The 25,310-nt window shown below is 64.0% G+C and carries 26 protein-coding genes; 13 read left to right on the top strand and 13 right to left on the bottom strand.

Going from position 1 to position 25,310, the window contains the following annotated elements; all coding sequences use genetic code 11:
* Nucleotides 1–243 precede the first annotated feature (243 nt).
* Nucleotides 244–1,587, top strand: a complete 1,344-nt coding sequence (locus CXR29_RS06675) for a plasmid recombination protein (protein ID WP_029152154.1) — start codon at nucleotides 244–246, stop codon at nucleotides 1,585–1,587.
* Nucleotides 1,588–1,649: 62 nt separating this feature from the next.
* Here CXR29_RS06675 and CXR29_RS06670 read toward each other — a convergent pair whose 3' ends face one another.
* Nucleotides 1,650–2,540 carry a hypothetical protein gene (locus CXR29_RS06670; RefSeq protein ID WP_029152155.1) on the bottom strand — a complete coding sequence of 297 codons (891 nt, stop codon included), beginning with the start codon at nucleotides 2,538–2,540 and terminating at the stop codon, nucleotides 1,650–1,652.
* Nucleotides 2,541–2,688: 148 nt separating this feature from the next.
* Between CXR29_RS06670 and CXR29_RS06665 the strand changes: the two genes are divergently transcribed.
* Nucleotides 2,689–2,934: a helix-turn-helix domain-containing protein gene (locus CXR29_RS06665; RefSeq protein ID WP_051216143.1), complete on the top strand. Its 246-nt coding sequence runs from the start codon at nucleotides 2,689–2,691 to the stop codon at nucleotides 2,932–2,934.
* Here the strand turns inward: CXR29_RS06665 and CXR29_RS06660 are convergent.
* The 5 genes from CXR29_RS06660 to ychF form a co-directional block, all read right to left on the bottom strand.
* Nucleotides 2,922–3,161 carry a hypothetical protein gene (locus tag CXR29_RS06660; protein WP_029152156.1) on the bottom strand — a complete coding sequence of 80 codons (240 nt, stop codon included), beginning with the start codon at nucleotides 3,159–3,161 and terminating at the stop codon, nucleotides 2,922–2,924. The genes CXR29_RS06665 and CXR29_RS06660 overlap by 13 nt on opposite strands.
* A gap of 184 nt (nucleotides 3,162–3,345) precedes the next feature.
* Nucleotides 3,346–3,885 (bottom strand): antirestriction protein ArdA, encoded by a 540-nt coding sequence (locus CXR29_RS06655; protein WP_029152158.1) that lies wholly within the window; start codon nucleotides 3,883–3,885, stop codon nucleotides 3,346–3,348.
* Between the two features lie 125 nt (nucleotides 3,886–4,010).
* Nucleotides 4,011–5,558 carry a recombinase family protein gene (locus tag CXR29_RS06650; protein WP_101555290.1) on the bottom strand — a complete coding sequence of 516 codons (1,548 nt, stop codon included), beginning with the start codon at nucleotides 5,556–5,558 and terminating at the stop codon, nucleotides 4,011–4,013.
* A 621-nt stretch (nucleotides 5,559–6,179) separates the two neighbouring features.
* The gene (locus CXR29_RS06645; RefSeq protein ID WP_084644140.1) at nucleotides 6,180–6,614 is read right to left on the bottom strand and encodes a DUF3021 family protein; all 435 of its coding nucleotides are present in this window, start codon (nucleotides 6,612–6,614) and stop codon (nucleotides 6,180–6,182) included.
* A 1-nt stretch (nucleotide 6,615) separates the two neighbouring features.
* Nucleotides 6,616–7,719 carry a redox-regulated ATPase YchF gene (ychF, locus tag CXR29_RS06640; protein ID WP_127364191.1) on the bottom strand — a complete coding sequence of 368 codons (1,104 nt, stop codon included), beginning with the start codon at nucleotides 7,717–7,719 and terminating at the stop codon, nucleotides 6,616–6,618.
* Nucleotides 7,720–7,791: 72 nt separating this feature from the next.
* On the opposite strand from ychF, the gene CXR29_RS06635 reads away from it, so the two are divergent.
* Complete coding sequence (locus CXR29_RS06635; protein WP_127364190.1) at nucleotides 7,792–8,988, top strand: DNA recombination protein RmuC; 1,197 nt, start codon at nucleotides 7,792–7,794, stop codon at nucleotides 8,986–8,988.
* Nucleotides 8,989–8,994: 6 nt separating this feature from the next.
* On the opposite strand, the gene CXR29_RS06630 is transcribed toward CXR29_RS06635, so the two are convergent.
* Entirely contained in the window at nucleotides 8,995–10,011 is a 1,017-nt protein-coding gene (locus tag CXR29_RS06630) for a 4-hydroxy-3-methylbut-2-enyl diphosphate reductase (RefSeq protein WP_127364189.1), read from the bottom strand.
* A 91-nt stretch (nucleotides 10,012–10,102) separates the two neighbouring features.
* Between CXR29_RS06630 and xseA the strand changes: the two genes are divergently transcribed.
* Both xseA and CXR29_RS06620 read left to right on the top strand, forming a co-directional pair.
* Entirely contained in the window at nucleotides 10,103–11,410 is a 1,308-nt protein-coding gene (gene xseA, locus CXR29_RS06625; protein ID WP_127364188.1) for an exodeoxyribonuclease VII large subunit, read from the top strand.
* 52 nt (nucleotides 11,411–11,462) lie between these two features.
* Nucleotides 11,463–11,702 (top strand): exodeoxyribonuclease VII small subunit, encoded by a 240-nt coding sequence (locus CXR29_RS06620; protein ID WP_127364187.1) that lies wholly within the window; start codon nucleotides 11,463–11,465, stop codon nucleotides 11,700–11,702.
* Nucleotides 11,703–11,721: 19 nt separating this feature from the next.
* Here CXR29_RS06620 and CXR29_RS06615 read toward each other — a convergent pair whose 3' ends face one another.
* On the bottom strand, nucleotides 11,722–12,291 hold the full coding sequence (locus CXR29_RS06615) for a DUF4245 domain-containing protein (RefSeq protein ID WP_241241625.1): 570 nt from the start codon (nucleotides 12,289–12,291) through the stop codon (nucleotides 11,722–11,724).
* 198 nt (nucleotides 12,292–12,489) lie between these two features.
* Between CXR29_RS06615 and glpX the strand changes: the two genes are divergently transcribed.
* From glpX to CXR29_RS06600, 3 genes are all read left to right on the top strand, one after another.
* Nucleotides 12,490–13,614, top strand: coding sequence for a class II fructose-bisphosphatase (gene glpX, locus CXR29_RS06610; protein WP_180956971.1), 1,125 nt, complete (start codon nucleotides 12,490–12,492; stop codon nucleotides 13,612–13,614).
* A gap of 60 nt (nucleotides 13,615–13,674) precedes the next feature.
* Entirely contained in the window at nucleotides 13,675–14,301 is a 627-nt protein-coding gene (locus CXR29_RS06605) for a carbonic anhydrase (protein ID WP_127364185.1), read from the top strand.
* Nucleotides 14,302–14,392: 91 nt separating this feature from the next.
* A complete protein-coding gene (locus CXR29_RS06600; protein WP_127364184.1) occupies nucleotides 14,393–15,796 on the top strand; it encodes a class II fumarate hydratase in 1,404 nt (467 codons plus the stop codon).
* 169 nt (nucleotides 15,797–15,965) lie between these two features.
* Here CXR29_RS06600 and CXR29_RS06595 read toward each other — a convergent pair whose 3' ends face one another.
* Nucleotides 15,966–17,273, bottom strand: a complete 1,308-nt coding sequence (locus CXR29_RS06595; RefSeq protein ID WP_025778097.1) for a PhoH family protein — start codon at nucleotides 17,271–17,273, stop codon at nucleotides 15,966–15,968.
* A gap of 211 nt (nucleotides 17,274–17,484) precedes the next feature.
* Nucleotides 17,485–18,246, bottom strand: coding sequence for an isoprenyl transferase (locus CXR29_RS06590; RefSeq protein WP_101555281.1), 762 nt, complete (start codon nucleotides 18,244–18,246; stop codon nucleotides 17,485–17,487).
* Nucleotides 18,247–18,350: 104 nt separating this feature from the next.
* On the opposite strand from CXR29_RS06590, the gene trhA reads away from it, so the two are divergent.
* Nucleotides 18,351–19,136: a PAQR family membrane homeostasis protein TrhA gene (gene trhA, locus CXR29_RS06585; protein ID WP_101555280.1), complete on the top strand. Its 786-nt coding sequence runs from the start codon at nucleotides 18,351–18,353 to the stop codon at nucleotides 19,134–19,136.
* Nucleotides 19,137–19,272: 136 nt separating this feature from the next.
* Here trhA and CXR29_RS17615 read toward each other — a convergent pair whose 3' ends face one another.
* Complete coding sequence (locus CXR29_RS17615) at nucleotides 19,273–19,656, bottom strand: hypothetical protein (RefSeq protein ID WP_241241624.1); 384 nt, start codon at nucleotides 19,654–19,656, stop codon at nucleotides 19,273–19,275.
* Entirely contained in the window at nucleotides 19,653–20,660 is a 1,008-nt protein-coding gene (gene mca, locus CXR29_RS06575) for a mycothiol conjugate amidase Mca (RefSeq protein WP_101555279.1), read from the bottom strand. The genes CXR29_RS17615 and mca overlap by 4 nt, the downstream gene beginning before the upstream one ends.
* Before the next feature lie 123 nt (nucleotides 20,661–20,783).
* Here mca and CXR29_RS06570 point away from each other — a divergent pair, with 123 nt between their 5' ends.
* The gene (locus CXR29_RS06570) at nucleotides 20,784–21,209 is read left to right on the top strand and encodes a DUF4307 domain-containing protein (protein ID WP_101555278.1); all 426 of its coding nucleotides are present in this window, start codon (nucleotides 20,784–20,786) and stop codon (nucleotides 21,207–21,209) included.
* 188 nt (nucleotides 21,210–21,397) lie between these two features.
* Nucleotides 21,398–21,892 carry a transcription elongation factor GreA gene (gene greA, locus CXR29_RS06565; RefSeq protein ID WP_025778091.1) on the top strand — a complete coding sequence of 165 codons (495 nt, stop codon included), beginning with the start codon at nucleotides 21,398–21,400 and terminating at the stop codon, nucleotides 21,890–21,892.
* Nucleotides 21,893–22,068: 176 nt separating this feature from the next.
* Here the strand turns inward: greA and CXR29_RS06560 are convergent, their stop codons facing one another.
* The gene (locus tag CXR29_RS06560; RefSeq protein WP_127364183.1) at nucleotides 22,069–23,499 is read right to left on the bottom strand and encodes an AI-2E family transporter; all 1,431 of its coding nucleotides are present in this window, start codon (nucleotides 23,497–23,499) and stop codon (nucleotides 22,069–22,071) included.
* A gap of 63 nt (nucleotides 23,500–23,562) precedes the next feature.
* Between CXR29_RS06560 and CXR29_RS06555 the strand changes: the two genes are divergently transcribed.
* Both CXR29_RS06555 and CXR29_RS06550 read left to right on the top strand, forming a co-directional pair.
* Nucleotides 23,563–24,540 carry an SGNH/GDSL hydrolase family protein gene (locus CXR29_RS06555; RefSeq protein WP_240812102.1) on the top strand — a complete coding sequence of 326 codons (978 nt, stop codon included), beginning with the start codon at nucleotides 23,563–23,565 and terminating at the stop codon, nucleotides 24,538–24,540.
* Nucleotides 24,537–25,274 (top strand): Maf family protein, encoded by a 738-nt coding sequence (locus tag CXR29_RS06550; protein WP_127364182.1) that lies wholly within the window; start codon nucleotides 24,537–24,539, stop codon nucleotides 25,272–25,274. The genes CXR29_RS06555 and CXR29_RS06550 overlap by 4 nt, the downstream gene beginning before the upstream one ends.
* Nucleotides 25,275–25,310 lie beyond the last annotated feature (36 nt).

Genomic DNA, 25,310 nt, shown 5'->3' with positions numbered 1-25,310 from the left:
TCAGGACCGAGGCCCCCGGAGGGCCCCAGGAACTTCGACTCGCGAAGCGACGGTCGAAGTGTATGGGGCTACACCTTCCGGATCGGAGGTTGCCGCAGAGGCTCCACACACGGGCGCAGGGTCCCGGGTGTGGAGGAGCGGGGACCTCCGATCTGGAAGGCCCCTCGGGAGAGCCGCCGGGGGCTCCGGGGAAGCAGCGTCAACAGGCGGTGCTTCCCTGGAACAGGTCGAGAGGAGATCAGCATGAGTTACACGATGACGTATGACGCGAGCCACAAGGTGGGTCGCGCGGGAGGGCATGTGCAGGGTTTCATGCGACACATCGCACGGGAGGCCGATGAGGCTGCCGGGTACTCGTTCAAGCACGCGAACACGAACATCGATACGAGTAGAACACACCTGAATATGTCGTTCGTCAACGATCGCGGTGGCAGCTACCGGTCGGTGCAGTCGGTCGATGGCGACCCTCCGTCCAACGAGTTGGAGGAGTACCTGAACACGCGGCTCGCCACCGTACACAAGTCTCTGCGCAAGGATGCAGTGGTTATGCGCGGGATCGTGCTGCAGCTCGATCCATCGTGGTTCGAAGATCACTGTCCTGAGTGGAGGAACGAGGGTCTGAACGAGGAGGCTGGCCGCCTCACGATCGCTGCGCTCAACTGGGCAAGTGCCGAGTTCGGACAGGCCAATGTCGTAGGTGGCTCGATCCACCTCGATGAGCACTCACCGCAGCTGCAGGTCATGATCACGCCGGTGACCCAGGATGGTCGTTTGTCGCAGAAGGACTTCTTCAAGGGTCCGGGCGATCTCAAGCGTCAGCATCGTGAGCTTCGTGCCCACATGGAGAAGATCGGGTATGAAGTCGAGCATGCCGTGACCGAGCGCTCGACCGAGCATCTGTCGAGTAGTGAGTTTCAGGCTCGCGCGGTGCGCACCAAGCGCACCGCGGAGAAGGCTGCCGCGCATCTGGCCGACACAGAACGCAACAGCAAGAAGGCGTGGGAAGACTGCCAGGCTGCCAAGACCGAACGCGATGCCCTCCAGGCTGAGCGGGCCGATCTCCCGAAGCTGCGCAGCAAGGCGAAGACGGATGGGTACGCCGAAGGTCGTGAATTGGCCGAGCGTGATACTGCACAGGCTCGTCACGCAGCTGAACAGACTCGCATGGATGCTGAAGAGGCGAGGGCCGCTGCGAGGGCACGGGAAGTGCATCTGCACGCGCTGCACGATGAGATTGAGCGCGAACTGCGGGAGGCTGGGCCTCCGCCATCCCACCCGAGCTACGAGGACGTGCGCAAGGATCTTCTCGCTGCGCAGTCGGCAGTAATGACACGCTTCCTCAAGGGGACGAAGTTCAAGGACGGCACGACGCTGTTTGATCGGTTCGAGCAGCACGCAAAGAGCGAGTTCAAGAAGCATCAGCGGCGCACGACTGACGGGCTCGGAACGTACCGGGGCCCGAGCTTCGAGAAGTGGAAGGAGCGCACTGTCGCTGCACAGTCGCGCCTCATCCGAGACCTGGCGACCGAGATCAGCACAGAGGAGCCGGAGCAGGATGCGGGCCACCAGTTTGGTGGGCAGGCATAGCTTTGGAAACGCAGAACCCCGCAGCCATCAAGCTGCTGGGTTCTGCGTCGAGTGAGGAGCGGTCAGCTCGCGATCCAGTTGTCGTTGGCGTCGCGCATGTAGTCCTTGACCTCACCTGCCACCCCGATGGTGCCGTCGGCCATCACCGACAGCTGGACGGTCGCGGTGGTGTCGCTCTTTCCGTCGGCGTCAACCAAGGGTAGCTCCAACTCAATCGCGTTGTCCGGGTCGGTCGCGGAGGCGGCGCAGTCGCCTACCACGGTGAGGGTCGAGAAGTCAGCGGCAATGTACGTGCCCGCCTCGGGTGCGGACTCGTCGAAGTCGGATAGCGCGTTGGGTTCCTTGCTGGAAGTGAGTCCCAGCGCCTTGGCGATGATCCCCGCGTTCGTCGACTCGCCTTCACTGCCGCCGCTGAGGTAGCCATCCACCACTTCTTGGCCGGTCGCACCGTCGGTGTAGAAGGTGCCCTGGATCCCGGCGAACATCTCGATTCGGTCTCCGATTTGCTGGGCCGTGAGACCGCGCTCTTCGCCGTCGGCGATGAGCCCATCGACCTCGGCGACAATCTCTTCGATCGAAGATGCTTCGGAGCGTTCCAGAAGTGCGTCCTCCGCCTGCGACCGCTGACCGGCGTCTGATCCTGCCGACACGAGGCCATCGGGCTGACCGTCCATGTACGTGATCGCCAAGTCAGCCGCGCAGACCTGCGCGCCGCCAAGGTCGTGGCCGGTCACAACGATCTGGTCAATGACGAGATTGTTAGCGTCTGCGCCCATGACCTCTCGGAGGTCGTCGGGTGTGCGGACGGTCACTTCGTTCGACGGCTCGATGCCGTTGGTCTGAAACTCGTAGACGCTGGCAGCGGTGTCACCCCCGGTCTCGTTGTCAGGCGTCTCCGCCGGGTCGGAGCCGCATCCCACAAGGGTGAGGCCGAGGATCGCCGCGGCGATCATTGCCGCTGGTCGGTGCAGTGTTCTCTTCATCGTTCGCTTGCGCGGGTAGGCGCGTTCCTCTCTGTGCACATGTCCTGGTCTAGCCACTAATCCTAGTGGAAGCGATGAGTACCTGGTACTCTTCGCTTCCTTCTTTGAGGCTTGAAGGGTGAAGGAATCCCTCAAACACCGCCTGGGCCGGAACCTCCGCGCCCTGCGCGTGTCGAGAGGGCTTACCCAAGAGAAGCTGGCTGAAGATCTCGATGTGACGCCGCGCTATCTCGCGGGCATCGAACGGGGCGAGCGCAACCTCACGCTCGACTCGATCGACGCTCTTGCCGAGGCCCTTCGTGTGGACAGCGTCGCGTTGCTCACGGTCGGCGTCGACGCCTCGACCACGACTCAGCGCTTATAGCGACGGCGGGCAGCAGCGGGACTGATGCTGAGGGCATCAGCGACAGTTGCCCAGGAGATGCCCTCGTATGTGGCGACCTGGTGAGCGTGCATGGCGATCTCGTACTCCACCGCTTCGCGCAGTGCGGCGAGGTCCCGCAGCTCTGCTTCGGCGCGAGTCATCTCGGGGTTGCCCACCCACCACCGGAATGCGTGGATGTGGTCACGGGCATTGCTCTCTGCGGACATCTTCATTCCTCCTCTTGAGTGCTGACCGGCTTCACGGGGACCTCCGCCACGGAGACCGGGCCGTGGGTAGGGCAGGTGTGGACGCGCCACATTCCTCGGTCGGGTACGACGACATAAGCGCGGTCCGTGAACTCGGGTGGCGAGCATTCGAAGCACAGGCAGAGCGTCAGTTCGTTGTCCGACATCACAGGCTCCGGAAGACGTAGGCGCCGTGGGAGCCGTCGTCCATGACCGCGTAGTCGTATATGAGGTCGCGGGTCCATGCCTCCCAGTCGAAGTAGCGGGCTACCTCCTCGGGCACGTCGGCCAGCAGGCCGCTGTCTTCGACGAGTTGCTCGGCGTACTCGCGAAATGATGACCATTCCCCGCAGTAACGTTCTTCAAAGTCGCTGATGCTCGGCAGCCCGTCCCCGTCTTCGATGTAGTCGCCGGACAGGACCCAGGCATTGAGAGCGGGCCTCTCACGTTCAGGCACGTCTTCGAGGGTGCGGGCCAGCTCGGCGGCGTCACGAGGTGAGCACTCCGCTGTGATGGGTAGGTTCTCATGATCGAGGCACCAGAGTTCTTCGTGGGTACCAGGGTCGATTGCGCGTCCGTGCAGCTGCGATGTCGTGATCTCATCTGCATCAGTTGCGTTGTGCCAGTCACCAACGAGATTCCCTTCGTTGTAGCACTGGAGGCAGCCGATCCAAACGCGGGGTGTAGTGTCGAAGCTCCTTGTCATAGCGGTCTCCTCTGTGTCGAGGAGAGCGGTGGCGCGACTGGCAGTCAGGCTCTAGTGAAATGACGCGCTTATGCCGCGTCAGCCGCTCTCGGGAGACCTCCCGGGTCCGCTTCGCGGACCGCGGCCTACTTCGACACGATCTCGACCGATGCTGGATCGAACCCTTTGCGCCCTCTGGGCTGTGGAAACACCGTGACAGTAACCAGCGCGTCGATCACTTGACGTCGGATCTCAAGCGATGCGCCTCTGAACGCGCCTGGCGGGTCATCGGTGTCGAGGATTGGTCGCAGCACACCAGCGCGTCCCCGCAGTGCCTTTTGGGCCTCCAGCTCCTGTATGCGCTCCTCGGCGGCGTCGCGCACGCGCTTGAGGTCGCGCCCCTCGATGATCTCCTCGTCGTAGTCGTGCTGCGCACGACTGATCCTGGCTCGTTGGTCGCTGATCGCAGCGTCGAGGGCCTCGGTCTGTGAGCTGTCCTTGGGCTTGAGGATCTTCTCCGCCGCGTCATCCATGGCGAGACGGGCGCTGATTGCCTTCGTGACGTACTCGTCTATGGCGGGACCAGAGCGGACCAAGTGACCTGGGCACGTGTACCCGCGTGGTGCGCCTGTGACTTTCTTGCCGCAGACCTCTCCAGTCACAGAGACGACGACACCACAGCGGTACAGTCCACTCCCGAGGCGCTTGCGTTTGGTTGCACCACTGGTGTTGGTCACGCGCTTCTTGTCGTCGAGAATCTCCTGGACCTTCCACCAGGTTTCGTCATCGACGATCCGCTCCCACTGGCCCCGGATCGGCTCTCCGGCGTCGTCGCGGAGGATTTGTGCCTTCCACATCCGGCGACGCTTCCCGTCCGCCTGGGCGAACTTCGGCGTGTAAGTGCTCAGCGCCGCATAACGCGGGTTGCGCAGGATGCCGAGCACGGTCGAAGGCGACCACGGACCGTCTTCGACGATCGGTCGGGGGTCGAGGCCCTGCTCCTCGCGGGCGGCGGCGCGCTCGACGCTGACTGTGTGCGTGTGCTTGGGAAGGGCAGAGAGCCCTTTGATCTTCTCGGTACCACTGAGCGCCCGGGCGAGCGAGCGTAGCGACTCAGGGTTTTCGATCCTCGAGAACAGGGCATAGATCGCTTTCACGACCACGGCTTCATCAGGCATCACACTGCCGTCGACGGCATAACCAAGCGGACGCATGCCCTTCGGGGCACGCCCCTGCATAGCGCGCTGTCTCTGCGCCGCAGACTGACGGGCGCTCTTGCGCTCCATCTCGGCGCGCGCCACGGCGGCCTTGATGCGTGCGTACATGCGACCGCCGTCGGTGGAGAGGTCCGCGTCGCCGTTGGCCGTTACGAGGGCGAGGCCGCGAAGCTCGGCGGCGTCGATCCAGTCCTCCAGCTGCCGCGGCTGCCGGGTGAGCCTGTCGAGGTCGTAGCAGATGATGGCGTCGAACCGTCCGACCAGGTAGTCGGCGACCATGCGGTCGTAGTCCGGACGGATCGCGGACCGGTCGGTAGCGCTCTTCGACTGGTCCACATAGGTCTCGACGATCTCCCAGCGCCGGAACCGAGCGAGGTTCTCACAATCCTCGCGCTGGCGTTCGATGGCGAGCCCATCCATCTCGCGGTCCTGAGAGATACGGAGGTAGATGGCTGCCTTGCGGGGTGCGCTGCTCATACGTGCACCATAACAGCATCACGTAAGCAGTGTTCGGGACACAGGAATATGCGCTCCCCTCCTACAATCTCGGAAGGATCACGCCGTTGGGCTGCAGGCGTGGCAATACTACTTTCGGCGGCGTCACCATAAGAAGTCAGCGGTCCATGAACGGCCAGACCGGCCAGAATTGGCTCGCGGGTGGCACACGGCCGGCGCAGGCATGCTCGGGGCCCGTTGACTAGCCGAACTCGTGCCTGCTGAGTGGGGCTTATGAAGCCTCTACGCTCGCCAACATTGAACTCTCAAGCCGGTCTATTGCGTTGGCCTCCAACCGGTTAGCCTCGGCGAAGTCCTTCCAGCACTGGTACGCAGCGTCTCCACGGACTTCATCGATCGGCGGGAGGATCACGTCGTCCAGGTCGCCCGGGTAAACGGCGTCGACCACTGAGCCGCACGATTGCGCCTTCACCTGAGCCTGTACCTGCCAGCTGGCGAAACACAGGTAGAGCCAGCCCGGGTTCACCCCGGCACGTGGGCGAACGCGCATTACGTGGTTGTTGGCTAGCCGAGGTGCCCCAAACGCACTTACCCGTGATCGTGCGCGTGTGCGCGGTCTTATTCTACCCCTGAGGGTCAGCTCTATGCCTGCTTCTTCTCCTGAACCCGGTAGACGACGTAGCCGATTGTCCAGCCAACGATGCCGAACAGTAAAAACACACTGATGGCCACTGGCAGAGTGAACCATTCGCTGAAGAGAAGTAGCGGAAATACGGTTGCGAGCATCGCAAGAAAATGTACGAGTGAGCGTTTCGTGAGAGACCACGAGTTGATATCGTAAATCGGTATCGCAGCAATGGTGACCGCCGCAATAAGCCCCGCAACCAACGTGCTCTTCGATTGGGCGGCATCCTCGATGAAGAATGAGATTGCCACCATGACTGTGCCCGTTATTACGCCTGAAATAGCGAACGGCCGCGTTTGTCTCATACCTGTGATTCTAGCCGCGGCCTGCCCGTGAATGAAGCCGCCCACCGGCTGCACAGAAGGGAGCGTCGTCGGAGCTAATCCAGGCATGCTACTTCTTACCTCCAGATGTAAGTCCTGTCCTAAACTCGACCACGTCCCCGTCGACCATGATGTAGTCCTTGCCTTCCATCCGGACCTTGCCGGCGGACTTCGCGGCAGCCATCGAACCGTTCGCATCGAGATCATCGAAGGACACGATCTCGGCCTTGATGAAGCCCTTCTGGAAGTCGGTATGGATGACTCCGGCCGCCTCGGCGGCGGTGGCTCCCTTCGGAATCGTCCACGCACGGGATTCCTTGGGCCCGGCCGTCAGATAGGTCTGCAGACCCAGGGTATCGAAGCCGACTCGGGCGAGCTGATCGAGACCGCTCTCCTCCTGACCCGTCGATTCGAGCATCTCGCGGGCCTCTTCCTCGTCGAGTTCGGCGAGTTCGGACTCGAACTTCGCGTCGAGGAAGATCGCCTCGACGGGAGCCACTAGTGCCCGCATCTCGTTCTTCTTATCCTCGTCTGCGAGCACCTCGTCGTCGACATTGAACACGTAGAGGAAGGGCTTGACCGTCATCAGCTGCAACTCGCGCAGCGCACTGACATCGAAGTTCTCGGCCTGCATCGCCTGGTAGAGCGTCCGCCCGCCTTCGAGGATCTCGGTGGCGGCATCGATCGCGGTCAGCTGCTCGGCAGGAGCGCGCTTGCCCTTGACTTCCTTCTCGATCCGCGGCCGTGCCTTCTCGAGAGTCTGCAGGTCAGCGAGGATGAGCTCGGTATTGATCGTATCGATGTCATCGGCTGGGCTGATCTTGCCGTCGACGTGGACGACATCGTCGTCGACGAATCCGCGGATGACCTGACAGATGGCATCGGCTTCGCGGATGTTCGCGAGGAACTGGTTGCCCAGGCCTTCCCCTTCGGAGGCGCCGCGCACGATTCCGGCGATGTCGACGAAGTCGACGGTGGCATTGAGGATGCGTTCGGAGCCGAAGATCTCCGCCAGCCGCGTGAGTCGCTCGTCCGGCAGAGGGACCACGCCCACGTTCGGCTCGATCGTCGCGAACGGGTAGTTCGCCGCGAGAACTTGGTTCTTGGTCAGTGCGTTAAACATGGTCGACTTGCCGACATTGGGCAGTCCCACGATTCCAATAGTCAAAGCCACGGTATCCAAGTCTAGCCGTCGTCGAGGTGGTCCTCGAATTCTCGTGTCAGTGCCCTCTGTCACCCTGGGACCATGAATGCTTTCCCCGCTGCCGCAGTCATCATCGGCTTCATCGTGGCGATCGTCCTCGCCACCGCCCTCGGATTCCTCCTCGGACGTACCCTCACACGGTCCCGGTACCTCGAGAGACTCACTCGCGCAGAGACCACGTCACGCATCCTGTCCCAGCGCACCGAAGATCTCGAGGCCGATGCGCAGATGGCCGGTGAGATCACCGCGGCCATCGGGCCGTTGGCGGCAAGCGTGAAGAATCTGCAGGAGAACCTGCACTCTCAGGACCGCACGCAGATCGAACAGATCACCCGATTGAACTCTCAGATCGGGCACCTCAGCCAACAGAACCTCCGCCTCCAGGAATCCACCGGGTCACTGGCCAACGCTTTGAATTCGACGACTCATCGTGGAGATTGGGGCGAAGTCCAACTCAAACGCATCGTCGAATATGCCGGCCTTCTGCCACACGTCGACTTCGATACCCAGGTCAGCGCCGACCGCGATGGCAAGCGCCACCGCCCCGATATGGTCGTCCATCTGCCCGGCGGCGGCACGATCGTCATCGATGCGAAGACTCCTCTGTCGGCGCGGATGAACGAGGACTCCGGCGAGGCGGCCGACTCTGGCACGGGCGGTCAGGACCATGCCCGCGCTCTATTGCGTCATGTTGATGCCCTGGCATCGAAAGAATACTGGAAGGCGTTCGAGGCCTCCCCCGACTTCGTCGTCTGCTTCGTTCCCACCGACGGCCTGCTCTCTGCGGCCGCGGCAAACTACCCGAAGATGATCGATCATGCGCTGGGCAAGAACGTCGTCCTCGCCTCACCGGCGACTCTGCTGGTGCTGTTGAAGACCGTGGCGCTCAACTGGCGGCAGGCGGACATGTCCACCTCGGCGGCCGAGGTGCTGCGGCTGGGCACGGAGCTCTACGAACGCATCGGCACTCTGGTGACTCATGTGTCACGGATGGGAACCAGCCTAGACCGTTCCGTCGAGGACTACAACCGGTTCGTCTCGTCCTTGGAGTCCCGTTTCCTCGTCACCGCCAGAAAGTTCCCGTCGACCGGAATCGTCTCCGACGAACTCGATGCCGTGGCCGAACTCGATACTCGCACTCGCAGCATCAGCGCAGAAGAACTCAGTCGCCCACGGGCCATGGACTTCGACGGACGCGGTCCGACTCATCTGCGTGATCGGCAGACGGGGACGGACTGAGGGTCGTCAGCCGAGTTTGCGCAGTTCCTTCGGCAGGGAGAAGATGAGGTCCTCTTCGGCGGTGACGACTTCTTCGACCGTGTCGAAACCGTAGTCAGCCAGCAAGTGCAACACGTCTTGGACGAGGTTCTCGGGAACGCTCGCCCCGGAGGTGACTCCGACGGTGACGACGTCGTGGAACCAGGTCTCGTCGATCTCACGAGCAAAATCGACACGGTGAGCTGCCTTCGCCCCATGTTCGAGGGCAACCTCGACGAGGCGGACGGAGTTCGAGGAGTTCGCCGACCCGACGACGATGACCAGATCCGCTTCGGGCCCGATCTTCCTCACTGCAACCTGTCGGTTCTGTGTGGCGTAGCAGATGTCATCGCTGGGTGGGTTCTGCAGATGCGGAAAGCGCTCACGCAGGATCTCCACGGTCTCCATGGTCTCGTCCACGCTCAATGTCGTCTGTGAGATCCACACCAGCTTCTCGGCATCGGGAACCTCGATGGTGCGGGCCTCCTCGGGACTCTGCACCAACGTGATGTGTTCCGGCGCCTCCCCCATTGTTCCTTCGACCTCTTCGTGTCCGGCATGGCCGACGAGGAGGATGCGGAAGCCGTCCCGAGCGAACCGGATGGCTTCTTTGTGAACCTTCGTCACCAACGGACAGGTCGCGTCGATCGTCGACAGCCCACGGCCAGCGGCCTCGGCATGAACTGCCGGAGAGACTCCGTGCGCGGAGAACACGACCCGCGCACCTTCCGGGACCTCCGCGGTGTCATCGACGAAGACGGCCCCGCGTTCGGACAGGGTCTCGACGACGTGGCGATTGTGCACGATCTCCTTGCGGACATAGATCGGTGCACCGTAGTGCACGAGGGCGCGTTCGACAGCGATGACGGCCCGATCGACGCCGGCACAATAGCCGCGCGGCGCGGCCAGCAGCACCCTCTTGTCAGCATTGACCGGAGTGCGGATCTCGCCCGGTGCCAGACGCCGGCGCGGAATGGTCGGGGCAGGTACTGAAACGACACTCACCCGTTCAGTCTAAGCCGGAGGCATCGACTGCGGCCAGGAATGGGCTGCGTCAGTGCCGTTCGTTAGGCTTGGGATTCGGAAGGGGACTTAGATGGCGCAAAGAATTTCCGGCACTCCCGGCACGCTCGGCGAAACGGCCGAGCCGAAGGAGCTCGCCGCCACCGCAGCCGAGACCACAGCGGAGAATCCGTGGCCGCTGAGTCTGCTGTCGTCGAAGATGAAGTCCTATATCGACCGCATGTCGAGCGTGTGGATCGAAGGGCAGGTCGTCGAGCTCAACCATCGGGGCAAGGCCAGCTACCTGACCCTGCGCGATACCGATGTCGAGATGTCCTTGCCGGTCCAGATCTGGAAGAACGTCCTCGACCGCACCGGAGCTCCTCTCGCCGAGGGCAGCCACGTCGTCGCCAACCTCAAAGCCGACTTCTGGACGAAGACCGGTCGCCTGACGATGCGGGCCAACGACATCCGTGCCGTCGGCCTCGGCGAACTCCTCGCTCGCCTCGAACGGCTGAAGAAACAGCTGGGCGCCGAGGGACTCTTCGATCCCAGCCGAAAGCGTCGCCTCCCGTTCCTGCCGAACCGGATCGGGCTGATCACCGGACGGGATTCGGATGCGCAGAAAGACGTCATCCGCAATGTGCACCTGCGCTGGCCGGCCGCCGAATTCGAAGTCCGCAACTGTGCCGTCCAGGGCCCGGATGCTGTGCCGGGAGTGATGAAGAACCTCGCCGAACTCGATGCGGATCCGCAGATCGATGTCATCGTCATCGCCCGCGGCGGCGGCAGCATGGAAGACCTCCTGCCGTTCTCCAACGAAGCACTCGTGCGCGCCGTCTCCGCAGCGCAGACACCGGTGGTCTCGGCGATCGGACACGAAGCCGACCGGCCCATCCTCGACGAGGTCGCAGACATGCGGGCGTCAACACCCACGGACGCCGCAAAGAGGATCGTTCCGGATGTCGCGGAAGAAGGGATGAATCTGCTGCATGCCCGAGCCGAGCTCGAATCCGCCGTCAACCGCATCCTCGACCGCGAACAGGAGATGCTCACCGCCGTGCGTTCGCGCCCGGTGCTCGCCGAACCGCAGACGATGATCACCGCTCACGAGAACGAACTGGCGATGATCCGCCGTCGCAGCCTGCAGGCGACGAACGCATCGGTCGTCCAGGCCCAGAACGAGATCCAGCACCTCCGTTCCCAGGCCCAGTCCCTCTCTCCCCTGCGGACGCTGGAGCGCGGATACGCCGTGGTTCAGACCGACGAGGGACAGGCCGTCCGCAATGCCGACGAGGTCACGACCGGCGACACCGTCCACGTCCGGGTCGCCCATGGTCGATTCGATGCCGCGATCACCGAGGTCACACCGGAAACGGACGATTCGACGACCGACGGATGACCACAGCTCCACACTCCGCCCACATTCCACTCACTCTGCGAAGGAGACACCGATGACCGAACCGACGACCCAAGAAGATCAGCCCGATATCAGCACCCTCAGCTACGAGCAGGCACGCGAAGAACTCGTCATGACCGTCAAGCGCCTGGAGACCGGCAATCTGCCGCTCGAAGAGTCGCTGCGGCTGTGGGAACGCGGCGAAGCACTGGCCGACCGCTGCCAGGCATGGCTTGATGGAGCGCGGGAACGCCTCGACAAGGCCCGTGAGGAGACATCGGACGACGCCGAGTAGAACTCCGAGTCCGCCGGAGTCACTTCAGCTGGGCGGCCACCTGGTCAGCGAAGGTGTTGATGGTGTCCGGTGCGGCAGTGGCGCTCAGGACGACATACATATCGCCCTTGTGCGTGACCCAGTATTCTTTCGCCTCTTCGGTCCGATAGATCTGGAAGTCGGCACCGCCGACGGTCACCTTCTCGGCAGCGACGGACTCATCGGTCTTCCGCTTCGCCCAGTTCTCACTCGCTTCGGCCTGTTCGATGCTCACCCACTGGTCGTCGGGGCCGATGAACGACATGTACCACGAGGTGTACTCGGAGTCGCCGACCCGATCGAGGCTGGCTTCATTCGAGGTCCATCCGCGCGGGATCTGCGGCACGATGAGATCGAACTCGGCATTGCCCTGAGACTGCTCGGCGATCCCCTGGTAGTCGACGACACGTTCGGAATCCACTTCCGGCTGCGGGGCGAGGAACAGGATCCCGACGGCGACCGCCAGGCAGGCGAGGATCGCGATGACCATATTCACCCAGTTCGAGTTCTTGCGCAGGAAGCGCATCTCCTCGCGGGACCCCGGCAGCATCACTCCGGACTCGTCAGCCATGGACTCTCCCTCAGGACTCGACGTCGCCTCGTCGACGACAGTTCGAGCACCCGTCTCGTCAGCAGCATTTCGAACATTCACACCGCCATTGTCCTCGGCTCGCGCGCGAAGGGCCAATTCCGGTCCGAGGACGTGACAGCGGCCACAAGCGGACACCGCTGTCGCGACCCGGATCACAGGGGTGGCACAATTGGAAGCATGAGTGACTCCAAAGAGCCTGTTGACGTGAAATCTCACCAAGACCGAGGACGAGTTGATGAGGAGGCTCCACCTGTCGCAGTGACCGACTCATGGTCACAGAAGGCTCAGGTCGAGTCGGACGCACCCGACCGCAACTTGGCCCTGGAACTCGTCCGAGTCACCGAGGCTGCCGCCATCGCCGCCGCACCCTGGGTCGGCCGCGGAGACAAGAACGCCGCCGACGGAGCAGCCGTGGCCGCGATGCGCAACGTCATCTCCACCGTCCGCATGGCCGGAACCGTCGTCATCGGCGAAGGCGAGAAGGACGAAGCTCCGATGCTCTTCAACGGCGAGCAGGTCGGCGACGGCGGCGGACCGCACTGCGATGTCGCCGTCGATCCGATCGACGGCACCCGCTTGACCGCGTTGGGCATGCCCAACGCGATCTCGGTCATGGCCGTGACCGAAGACGGTGCGATGTATGACCCTTCAGCCGTGTTCTACATGGAGAAGCTCGTCACCGGCCCCGATGCCGCCGACGCCGTCGATCTGCGTCTGCCGATCGCCGAGAACATCCGTCGCGTCGCCAAGGCGAAGGGAACGAAGGATCCCGCCTCGGTGACGGTGATGATCCTCGACCGTCCCCGCCACCAGCAGATGATCGATGAGATCCGCGCCGCCGGTGCCCGCATCCAGCTCATCACCGATGGCGACGTCGCCGGAGCCATCGCCGCCTGCCGTCCCGGAACCGGCGTCGACATGCTCATGGGCATCGGCGGCACCCCGGAAGGCATCATCACCGCTTGCGCCATCAAGGCGCTCGGCGGAGTCATCCAGGGCCGTCTGTGGCCGCAGGACGACACCGAACGCGAAGCCGCCGCCAAGGCCGGCCTCGACGTCAACCAGGTGCTCAACACCGATGACCTCGTCACCGGAGACAACAGTTACTTCGTCGCCACCGGCATCACCAACGGCGATCTGCTCGACGGAGTGAAGTTCCAGGGCGGACACGTCACCACACACTCGCTGGTGATGCGGTCAAAGTCGGGGACCGTCCGTCAGGTCTTCGCCGAACACCAGGCCGCGAAGACCCACTCCTACGTGGAGGCCGCAGAGGAAGCCGCACGCCGCGGACTGGTCTGACCTCACAACGCACCCGGTCCCGGGCGCGTTGCACACAACTCGGAAGCAGGTGCGAAAGTAATGCCCAACCAGGCGTGGAAACGACTCCTCGAGGGAAATCAGCGATTCGTCGACGACGTCCCTCGGCATCCCAACCAGGACACTGCACGGCGCGAGTCCCTGTCGGACAGCCAGACCCCGTTCGTCACGCTCTTCGGCTGCTCGGATTCCCGAGTCGCCGCTGAGATGATCTTCGATGTCGGCCTCGGCGACATGTTCGTCGTCCGCAATGCCGGACAGGTCGTCGACCCGGTCACCTTGGGGTCGCTCGAATACGGCGTCGAAATGCTCGGCACTCCCCTGCTCGTCGTGCTCGGACACGACAGCTGCGGGGCCGTGACGGCGGCCTACAACGCCTACGACTCGGGTGAGACTCCTCCCGGGTTCATCTCCGACGTCGTCGCCCGCATCCTGCCGACGGTGGCCCGGGCCCGCAAGAACGGACGGACCACGATCAACGAGACCGTCGGTCAGAACACCATGGACACCGTCGACAAGATCATGCAGCTGTCGACGATCATCAAAACCGCAGTCGATGACGGCCGACTCATCATCGTCGGACTCACCTACCAGCTCCACGACGGCCACACCACGGTGGTCGCCCAGTACGGAGGCGACGAGGTCGCGGTCTCCGCCTACGCTTCCTGAGCGACCAGCCGCCTCGGTGGTCAGCCGTGCAGGCTCTCAACGACCCTGAACTCCGCAATCATTTCCCCGGCACCCAACGGAAAGGACAACAATGACCGAAGAATTCCGCATCGAACACGACACCATGGGTGAGGTCAAAGTCCCCAAGGACGCCCTCTACAGCGCACAGACCCAGCGTGCCGTCGAGAACTTCCCGATCTCGGGCAAAACCCTCGAATCCGCTCACATCTCCGCATTGGCACAGGTGAAGAAGGCGGCTGCCAAGGCCAACGCCGAACTCGGCGTGCTCGACGAAGCCCGTGCCACAGCCATCCAGAACGCCGCCGATCAGGTGATCTCCGGTGAGTTCGACGCCCACTTCCCCATCGACGTGTTCCAGACCGGTTCGGGAACCTCATCGAACATGAACACCAACGAGGTTCTGGCCTCGCTGGCGACGAAGGCGCTCGAAGCTGACGGAATCAACGTCCACCCGAACGACCACGTCAACGCCTCGCAGTCGTCGAACGACGTCTTCCCCACCTCGGTGCACCTGGCCGTGACCAAGGCCCTGGTCAACACCCTCATCCCGGCCATGGACACCCTGGCGACCTCTCTGGAGAAGAAGGCGAAGGAGTTCGCCTCCGTCGTCAAGTCCGGCCGCACCCACCTCATGGATGCCACTCCGGTGACGCTCGGTCAGGAGTTCGGCGGCTACGCAGCTCAGGTCCGCTACGGAATCGAGCGCATCGAGGCTTCCCTGCCGCGCGTGGCAGAGGTCCCGCAGGGCGGAACCGCTGTGGGCACCGGCATCAACACCCCCGACGGCTTCTCCTCCCGCGTGGTCGAGATCCTCGCCGAGGAGACCGGACTGCCGATCACCGAGGCACGCAACCACTTCGAGGCGCAGGCCAACCGCGACGGGCTCGTCGAGGCCTCCGGCCAGCTGCGGACCATCGCCTACGGCTACATGAAGATCTGCAACGATCTGCGCTGGATGGGTTCGGGACCGAACACCGGCCTCGGCGAGATCGCCATCCCCGATCTCCAGCCCGGTTCGTCGATCATGCCCGGCAAGGTCAACCCGGTCATCTGCGAGGCCACCATTCAGGTCGCCGCTCAGGTCATCGGCAACGACGCCGCGGTGTCGCTGTCGTCGACCAACGGCGCGTTCGAACTCAACGTCGGCATCCCCGTCATGGCGTCGAACCTGCTCGAGTCGATCCGCCTGCTCGCGAACGCCTCGACCGTCATGGCCGAGAAGATGATCGACGGTCTCACCGCCAATGAGGAGCGTGCCCGCTTCCTCGCCGAGGCGAGCCCCTCCATCGTCACTCCGCTGAACAAGGTCATCGGCTACGAGGCCGCGGCGAAGATCGCCAAGCATGCCGTGGCCGAGAAGATGACGGTCAAGGAAGCAACGATCGCGCTCGGCTTCGTCGAGAACGGCTCCATCACCGAAGCCGACCTCGACAAGGCCCTCGACGTCACCACGATGATCGGCAGCTACAAGTAGGTCTCCGGTCTGACAGATCGAGACGGCGCCCGGACGGTATCGTCCGGGCGCCGTGTCGTGTCGGCGGCTCCTTTCGAGCCCCGTCGACCGCTCACCCCAGCGTCGACCGCTCACCGCACAGCGCGATACACCGGCGGTAACGTGAGCGGTCGGCGACCGGAGCAGAGGCTCACGACCGGAACGGGTCGAACTCCTCGAGGACATCGGTGACCAGAGCCGCGATCTCCGACCTCTCGGACCGTGTCAGCGTGACATGAGCGAACAGTTCGTGGCCCTTGAGCTTCTCGATCACCGCAGCGACTCCGTCGTGCCTGCCGACTCGCAGGTTGTCGCGCTGGGCGACATCGTGGGTGAGCACCACCTTCGAGTTCATCCCGATGCGTGAGAGCACGGTGAGCAGAACATTGCGCTCCAACGACTGCGCCTCATCGACGATGACGAATGCGTCGTGGAGCGACCGTCCTCGGATGTGCGTGAGCGGCAGCACCTCGAGGATCTCTCTGTTGACCACCTCGTCGATGACGTTCTTGCTCACCAGCGCGCTGAGGGTGTCGAACACGGCCTCCGCCCAGGGATTCATCTTCTCCCCCTCGCTGCCGGGCAGGTAGCCGAGGTTCTGCCCGCCGACGGCATAGAGGGGGCGGAAGACCATGATCTTCGAGTGCTTGTTCTCCTCGAGCACCTTCTGCAGACCGGCCATGAGGGCCAGCGCGGACTTCCCCGTTCCGGCTCGCCCTCCCATCGACACGATTCCCAGAGCGTCGTCGAGCAGCATGTCGATGGCGATCCGCTGTTCTGCCGATCGGCCGTGGACGCCGAAGATGTCACGGTCCCCGCGCACCATCGACACGCGATTGCCGGTGCGCACCCGTCCCAGACCGGATCCGCGCGGTGAGGTGATGACGACACCGGTGTTGACCACCTCGTCGGAGACCTCCTCGGTGACGACCGATCCCGAATCGTAGAATTCGCTCATCTGCTCGTCGTCGAGTCCGAGCTCGCTCATTCCGGTGAACCCGGAGTCGACGGCCAGCTCCGCCAGGTACTCCTCCGCGTGCAGACCCAGGGCCGACGCCTTCACCCGCATCGGCACGTCCTTGGTCACGACGACGACATCACAGCCTTCGGCCGAGAGGTTGCGGGCCACGGCCAGGATGCGGGTGTCGTTCTCCGACCGGTCGAAGCCGACCGGCATCGTGGAGGCGTCGATGTGATTGAGCTCAACCCGCAGCGTTCCGCCCGCATCGCCGACCGGGATGGGCTGATCCAATCGGTCGTAGTCGGAACGGAAGTCGTCGAGGATGTGCAGTGCTTTGCGAGCCGTGAAGCCGAGTTCGGGATGATTGCGTTTGCCCTCGAGCTCGGAGACGACGATGAGTGGAATGACGACGTGATGTTCGGCGAAGCGCAGCAGCGCTCCGGGATCGGACAGCAGCACCGAGGTGTCGAGAACGTAGGTGTGGACTTTTTCAGCCATGAGGACCTCTGAGGCGTGAGTTCCGCCGAGATCCGGTTCTGACATCCCCCGATCTCGGGTTGGTGTCGACCAACTACAGTCAACCTAACCCGGTTCGTCCCCGCAGACGGCAGCGGCACGCGTGTTCGGGCAAGTCGAGGTCATGAACTTCGAGTGAATGCGGGATTCCACCGTCATACAGCTTCAGATCCGCGCGGGCCGCCGGCAGGCCCTATTTGCCGAAGCGACGCTGCCGCAGACCGTAGTCACGCACGGCACGGAGGAAATCCGTGCGGCGGAAGTCCGGCCAGTAGGCTTCGCAGAAATAGAACTCCGAGTAGGCGCTCTGCCACATGAGGAAGCCGGAGAGTCGCTGCTCTCCCGACGAGCGGATGATGAGGTCGGGATCGGGCTGGCCCTTGGTGTAGAGGTGTTCGCCGATCTGCTCGGGAGACAGCTCGGAGATGATGGACTCGAGATCCGTGCCGTCGTCGGCCCGAGTCCGCAGCAGGGACTTCACCGCGTTGACGATCTCCTGCCGACCGCCGTAGCCGACGGCGACATTGACTCGCATGCCGCAGTCCGCGGTGGTCGTCACGGCTTCCAAGCGGGCCCGCAGATCCGCTGGAACGATCTCGAGATCACCGACGAGCTGGACGCCGACGCCGTCGAGCGCTGCGATCTTCTCCACCAGGTCCGAGATGATCTCGATGAGGATCGACACCTCTTCGGCCGAACGGGCGAGGTTCTCCTTGGACAGAACGTAGAGAGTGACGATCTCCACGTCGATCTCGTGACACCAACCGAGGAATTCGACGATCTTCGCCGCTCCGGCCCGGTGCCCGTCTGCGGTCGTGGCCCCGAATTCCTTCGCCCACCGGCGATTGCCGTCGGTGATGACCCCGACGTGCCGCGGAACCGGAACCGACTTGTCGAGCTCACGCTTGAGCCGTCGCTCGTACAGCCGATAGAGCAGGTTCACGGGTCGCGCCACAGCTGTCCTCCTCCATCTGGGTCGTCGGTCGGCTCGAACACTGTCTAAGACTACTAGCCGACGATGCTGAACGCGGCCTCAGGCGCGCTGGCTACTATGGACCCATGAACGCTTCGCTCACCGATTCCTCTCCAGTCGTCCCCGACGGCTCCTGGCCCGTCGGTTCAGCAGGTGCGGATGCTGCGCCACCCGCCGATGACCACCGCATCGCGCGTCGCCGCTCGGCCCTGCGAGCCGAACTGACGAAACTGGCGGGTCAGGTCAAGCCGAAGCTGCGCGGCTGGTTCCACGCCGGTGCATTCCCTCTGGCGATGCTCGGCGGTCTGGCGTTGGTGATCATCTCCCCGACGATCGAATCGCGTATCGCCGCCGCAGTCTTCGCCGTCACCGGCATGCTGCTCTTCGGCACCTCCGCCGTCTACCACCGGGGCCGCTGGCGCACCCGTGCCCGCCTGGTTCTGCGGCGACTCGACCATGCGAACATCTTCCTCATCACCGCCGGCACGTACACTCCGCTGGCCGTGCTGATGCTCACCGCCGACCAGGCGATCCTCCTGCTGTCCGTGCTCTGGGGCGCCGCCGCACTCGGAGTGGCCTTCCGTACGATCTTCACCACCGCGCCGAGGTGGCTCTTCGTGCCCATCTACGTCGGGTTCGGGGTCGCCGGAGTCGGATACATCCCTCAGATCTGGGCGACGAACTTCGCCGTCGGCCTCCTCGTCGTCCTCGGCGGTGTGTGCTATATCGCCGGTGCCGTGATCTACGGGATCAAGCGGCCGAACCCCTCACCGAAGTGGCTCGGCTTCCATGAGATCTTCCATATCCTCACGATCCTCGGCTACGGCTGCCATCTCGCCGCGCTCATCATCGCCGCCGTCGCCGCCTACTGACCCTCATTCGGCCGAGTCCGGACGGCCTGTCCGTCTGCCCCGGCTCTCCGCCCTCCAGCTGAGTCCGCACGGACGCAATCGGCGCGATCACCGATCGGTGATCGCGCCGATTGCGTGGGCACAGGACCTCAGAGCCTCAGGCTCGTCCATTCCGTTCGTCGGAGGATTCGGAGGAATCGATCGGCTCCTCCGTCGCGTCGCCTCGGCGATGCGCATCAGATGGTCCGGTATCGGCGGCTGCGTCGGTGTCGCGCTCACCGGTCTCCGGTTCGGGTGCCTCCGGACCTGAGAGCGTCGACTGGTTGGGCACCACATGCCTGCGCAGCGGGATCGGGTAGGCATCATTCGCACCCGATCGGGCCCGCACCCGACGGACACGACGCAGAGCGTCCCGGATGAGGAAGATCGTCAGGATGACGATGACGAGCGTGGCCAGGAAGCCGATCGTTCCGGGAGTCACCAGATCCGGGTCCGGTGCGCCTCCGTCCGGGGTCGGGGTCGGAGAGGACGCGAATATCATGCTCGGGCATCGCTTTCGGTCGGGACGGCTGCTTCGGCGTCGAGGTCGTCGGCCGGTGAGTCCGGGAGCATCCCCTCATCGGGAACGCGACGACCGTCGTCGAAGGTCACGCCGGCGAACAGATCGGTCTCCTGGAAGTCGAGATCCCGGTTCAGCGGTTCCCGGCCGGTGAGGTCGAGGGCCAGTTCGAATTCTTCGGTCGGCCAGTATGTGCGAGCGGCCTTGCGAGAAGCGGAGAAGAAGCCGCCCTCGGGGTCGATCTGAGTGGCATGGGAGAGAAGCGCCCGATCGCGCGCAGAGAAGAACTCGGAGCAGTCGATGCGGGTGCTCAGCCAGTTGCGGCGTTGGTTGTCGCGCTTCTTGAAATCCTCGAGGTGGTCGGCGAACGGGGAGTCGAGTCCCGCTTCGAGCATCTTCTCGTGGATGGTGATCCACTTCTTCGCCGACAGGTCCTGATTGAAGTAGATCTTCTGCACCTGCCACGGCTCACCGAGCTCGGGGTGGGAGGTCGCATCCGCGGCGGCCTCGACGGCAGCCATGGTCACGGCATGGTTCTTGATGTGGTCGGGGTGAGGATATCCGCCGAGCTCGTCATAGGTGGTCACCACCTGCGGGCGGAAGGTGCGGATGATGTGCACCAGGGGCAGCATCGCGACCTCATCGGGGACCCGATAGAAGCATCCGGGAGGTGTCTGGTTGTCGAAATCACCGTCGGGCAGCCCCGAGTCGACGTGCCCGACCCAGACATGTTCGGCGCCGAGAGCGGCGGCGGCCGTCGCCATCTCCTCACGACGGAGACCGGCGATATCGCGGCTGGCCTTCGGGCTCTGCAGCAGGGCGGGGTTGAGGATGTCGCCGGCTTCACCACCGGTCATCGTGGCGATGAGCACCCGGGCACCCAGAGACGCGTACTTCGCGGTCGTTGCCGCACCCTTGGAGGATTCGTCGTCGGGGTGGGCATGGACGGCCAACAGGCGCAGCCCATGGTACGGAAGCGAAGTCATATCCTAAATGTCCCTTTCGATTCAGCCTGGTGGCCACCTCCTGCCGGCGCTGCGGCTGACATGATCGCCGGCAGAGGATCGACTACTCTAGATTAGTGCGCGAAGTACTTAATGAGGAATTCAATGACTGAGGTAACAGTGGCACCACCACTGCATGATGATCGCTACGGCCGGACCAGCAGACCCACGCGAGAGCTGAGCCGTCGAGCGAAGGTCATCGCCGTCGTCGTCCTCGCCGCTGTGGTCGCGGTCATCGCTGTCTGGGCCTTCCGTCCGCAGACGAATCCCACGACACCGCGCACTCTTGAATATTCGGTTGTCGACGACTCGTCAACGCACGTCAGCGTCGGAATATTTCCGGATCAGGAACGCGACGTGCACTGCATCGTCCAAGCCACGAACGAGCACGAAGCGATCGTCGGCTTCACCGAGGTGACCGTTCCCGCCGATCCGAACGCCGATCCGAATGCGCCGAAACGCGTCGACGTCGACCTGGCGACGACTCAGCTGGCTGCCTCCGGTCACGCGGACTCCTGCTGGTTCGAATAGTTCTCCCACGAGGACGCCGCTTGCGGCCGCGAAGTTCCGACTCGCGGCAGGCAACGTGATCGAACTCATCGTTTTTCTCTGCAGATGCGTTACACTGTAGTTTCATTCAACTTCCGGGCGTGCCCATACGCCCGGTTTTTTCGTTGCCTGACACGCCCGTCAGTGCACCGACCGAAGAAGGAGAAGTCATGACCGAGGAAGTCACCCAGGAAGAGACATGGTTGACCCAGGAAGCCTTTGACCGCCTGTCGAAGGAACTCGAGCATCTCTCCGGACCGGGTCGTGCAGAGATTGCTGAGAAGATCGAAGCCGCCCGCGACGAGGGTGACTTGAAGGAGAACAGCGGTTATCACGCAGCACGTGATGAGCAGGGCAAGCAGGAAGCTCGCATCCGCCAGCTCGAGGTGCTGCTGCGCAACGCCAAGGTCGGCTCGAACGACAGCGACGGCAAGACCGTGGCCCCCGGAACCGTCGTCACTGCGACCGTCGCCGGCAACAGCATGCGGTTCCTGCTAGGCAACCGCGAGATCGCCGGGGACTCCGATATCGACGTCTTCTCGGAGAAGTCTCCGCTCGGAGCGGCTGTCCTCGGCGTCAAGGCCGGAGACACGACCTCATACGAGGCTCCGAACGGCAAGACCATCGAGGTCAAGGTCGATTCCGTCGAGGCTTTCACCGGCTGATCATCGACAGACAGAACAGACAGAAGTGGGCGGGTGCGATCGCACCCGCCCACTTCTGTATGCACTCCGGCTCAGAGGATCCTCGTCGGCACTCCGCTCAGAAGATCCTCGTCGGATCGCCGTTCGGACGCGACCTGCCGGATCATCCTGGCCCGAGACTCATCCTGGCCCGAGACTCAGTCATCGGGGGCGTTCTTCGATCGTCCGGGCTCGGCCGAACCGGTCGTCCCAGATTCGCCCGAATCGGTCGGTTCGGAGCCTGATGCGCGTTCGTCTTCCGCGGATTCGCGGACGGCGTCGGTGAGCCGTTCCTTCGCGGTCTCCAGGACAGCGGCGGCCTCCCGCTCGTCCGGATCTCGCTTCGGGTCATCCTCTGCGGCCTCGGAGTCACCGGCGTTCGTGCGCACGATGTAGCCGACGACGCTGTTGAGCACCGCCACCAGGGGAACGGCGAAGAGGGCACCGACGATGCCGAAGAGGAAACCGCCTCCGGTGACCGCGAGGATCACGGCCAGCGGGTGGACGGACACGGCCTTGCCCATCAGGAAAGGCTGGAGGACCTGGCTTTCGATCTGCTGGACCGCAATGACCACGGCCAACATGATCACCGCGCTGACCAGTCCGTTCGAGACCAGAGCGACGAGTACGGCGACCGCCCCGGAGGCGATGGCGCCGACGACGGGGACGAACGAGGTGAGGAATACGAGCACGGTCATGGGAATGACCAGGGGGATCCCGAGGAACGCAGCGCCGATGCCGATGCCGATCGCGTCGACGGCGGCGACGAGGATCTGGACCCGCACATACTGCACGAGGGTCGTCCACCCGCGCCGAGCCGCACCCGTGGCGACAGGACGCGCCGGGACCGGCAGCAGGTTCATGACCCATCTGAAAATGTTCTCCCCGTCGTAGAGGAAGAAGAACGTCGCGAACAGGCAGACGGCCATCCCGGTGAGGAAGGTGCCCACCGAGGAGGTGGCCTCCAGGGCACCGCCGAGAAGCTGGCTGCTGTTGGTCTGGAAGAAGCTCGTCGCGGTCTTGATCGCCTCGTCGATATAGCTCGAGATCGTCGAGGCGTCGATGCCGAAGGGACTCGTGGCCAGCCAGCCGCTGATTCCGGACACACCGGCGATGACCTGTCTGACGAGATCGGGCATGCCGGAATAGATCTGCTGACCGACGAGGCCGAAGAGCCCGAGCACGATGACGATGAAACCGATGAAGGAGATCGCAGCGGCCCCGCCGCGCGGTACACGCTTCTTCTTCAGCCACCCGGTCAGCGGAGCGAGCAGAGCGGCCAACAGCAGAGCGATGAGCACGGGCAGCACGACGCTGGAGATCTTCGACAGGAGCCACAGGGCCACGCCGATCGCCACGAGTACGACGATCGACCGCCACGACCACGCAGCAGCGAGCTTGAGACCCGGAGCCACATACGGTTTGGCCTGGGCTTCGATTCGACTGAGTGCGATCTCTTCGGCACTGACGGCCTGCGACGGGGTCGGCTCGGATTCGGACCGGGAACGCGAGGATCCGCGTCCCCTCCGGAACGCCTCCCACGCCCCACGGAATCGGTTCGGAGGTTGCTGCTGATCGTTTTCCGTCATGGTCCAACAATAGTTGTTGAAGCACTGACAAAGGTGCAATGATGACGCCGGAGGAGGGAAACAGTGGGAAGACGCTTGATCTATACGCTGGCGACCATGGGAGCGACCGTCGTCGGCGCCGGTGCCTCGGCTGCGGGGCTGCTCCGCCACCAGGCAGGATCGCTGCGCCGCTCCTTCGACGACGACAAGAATCGCCGCTTCTCCACCTTCGCCGAGGCGATCGCCGCTCCCCGACACAACGACGATGACGACTCCGCCGCCCTGGCCATCATCGGCGATTCGTGGCTCTGCGGGGTCGACGTCGACCCCGAGCAGGCGCCACCGACTCTCATCGGCCGCGGACTGGCGCGGATGCTCGGCACCACTGTGCGGGTCCAGACCACGGCTCGCCCCTCGGCGCTGTCGGATGATCTGCATCGGCAGGTCGACGAGGTTCTGCGCTCGCCGTGGCTCTCTCGACAGCTCTCGGACCACTGGACAGAAGACCGCCGGTTCGCGATCATCTCGATCGGCACCGGAGACATCATCCACCCGATCCAGGCGACCATCGGCGTTCCCGTGCTCAACCAGGCCATCAACAGGCTCCAGCGCGAGGGCCGCTACACCGTGTTCGTCCTCGTCTGTCCCAACCTCGGCGGTCTGCCGGGGCTGCGCGATCCGCTCAAGACGTCGCTGCGGCGGACCTCACGGGTCCTCGCCGGTTCCCAATGGCTGGCAGCGCTGGCCGCACGTGCGGTTCCGCTGCGGTCGACGGGATCACTGAGCGGAACGACACGCCGGTCTCTGCTCAACGACTCGGGACGATTCCCCAGCGAACTCGGCTATGCACAGCTGTCCTCGACCCTGCTGTCGGCGATCGCCGAGCGCATCGCAGCCCCGGTCGTCGTCGACCGCAGCCTCGATATCCCGGAGAAGGGCGAAACCGCCCGCCGTCACGAACTGGTCCCCGGCGCCGAGGCTCAGTCAGCTGCCGAAGGATCAGCGGTGACAGAGGACGTCAGGGCCGACCCGGTCCCGAATCACTCGGAGGCCGTCTCGTGATCCCTGTGGTCCTCGCTTCCCAGTCTCCCTCTCGACGCCAGATCCTCCGAGCCGGCGGGATCGACCCGGTCATCATCGTCTCCGAGGTCGACGAACGCGCTATCGAAGACGAATTCTCCGGTTCCGTCGGCGATCTCACCACGGCTCTCTCGGAAGCGAAGGCCCGCGCGGTCATCGACCGGATCATCGGTTCCGCTCCCCCGGCGCTCGAGGACGCGGACACCGTAGTCGTCATCGCCGGCGACTCCCTGCTCGAATTCGACGGCCGGGCCATCGGCAAACCGGGAACGGCCGACCGCACTCGCGAAGTGTGGTCGGCGATCGCCGGTCAATGGACGACGCTGCACTCGGGGCATACCGTCGCCGTCCTCATCCGGACTCCGCAAGCGAACGGCACTGCCGGGCGGGCGGGAGCTGACGACCGCCGCGACAGCACTGATCGCGCCGATCGAACCGACCCGAAGGCCTTCGAACTCAGCGCACTGCGCTCTCAGCGGTTGGCCACCTCGGTGCTCATCGGCTCACCCGGCCCGGAGGAGCTCGAGGCGTACATCGCCACCGAAGAGCCCTTTCATGTGGCCGGGGCGCTGACGATCGACGGATTCGGCGGCGCCTTCGTCGACCGGCTCGACGGCGACCATCTCACCGTCCTCGGACTCAGCCTGCCCGTCGTACGCGAACTGGTCACCGATATGGGCCTGTTCTGGCCCGATCTGTGGACTCTCCAGCGGTAGACTCGAGACGAGTTCGATGACACGCCCGAGGACATT

Origin of the sequence: Brevibacterium linens (genome assembly GCF_003999335.1) — a bacterium.
Classification (GTDB): Bacteria; Actinomycetota; Actinomycetes; order Actinomycetales; family Brevibacteriaceae; genus Brevibacterium; species Brevibacterium linens.
This window is presented reverse-complemented; position numbering and strand designations above follow the sequence as displayed.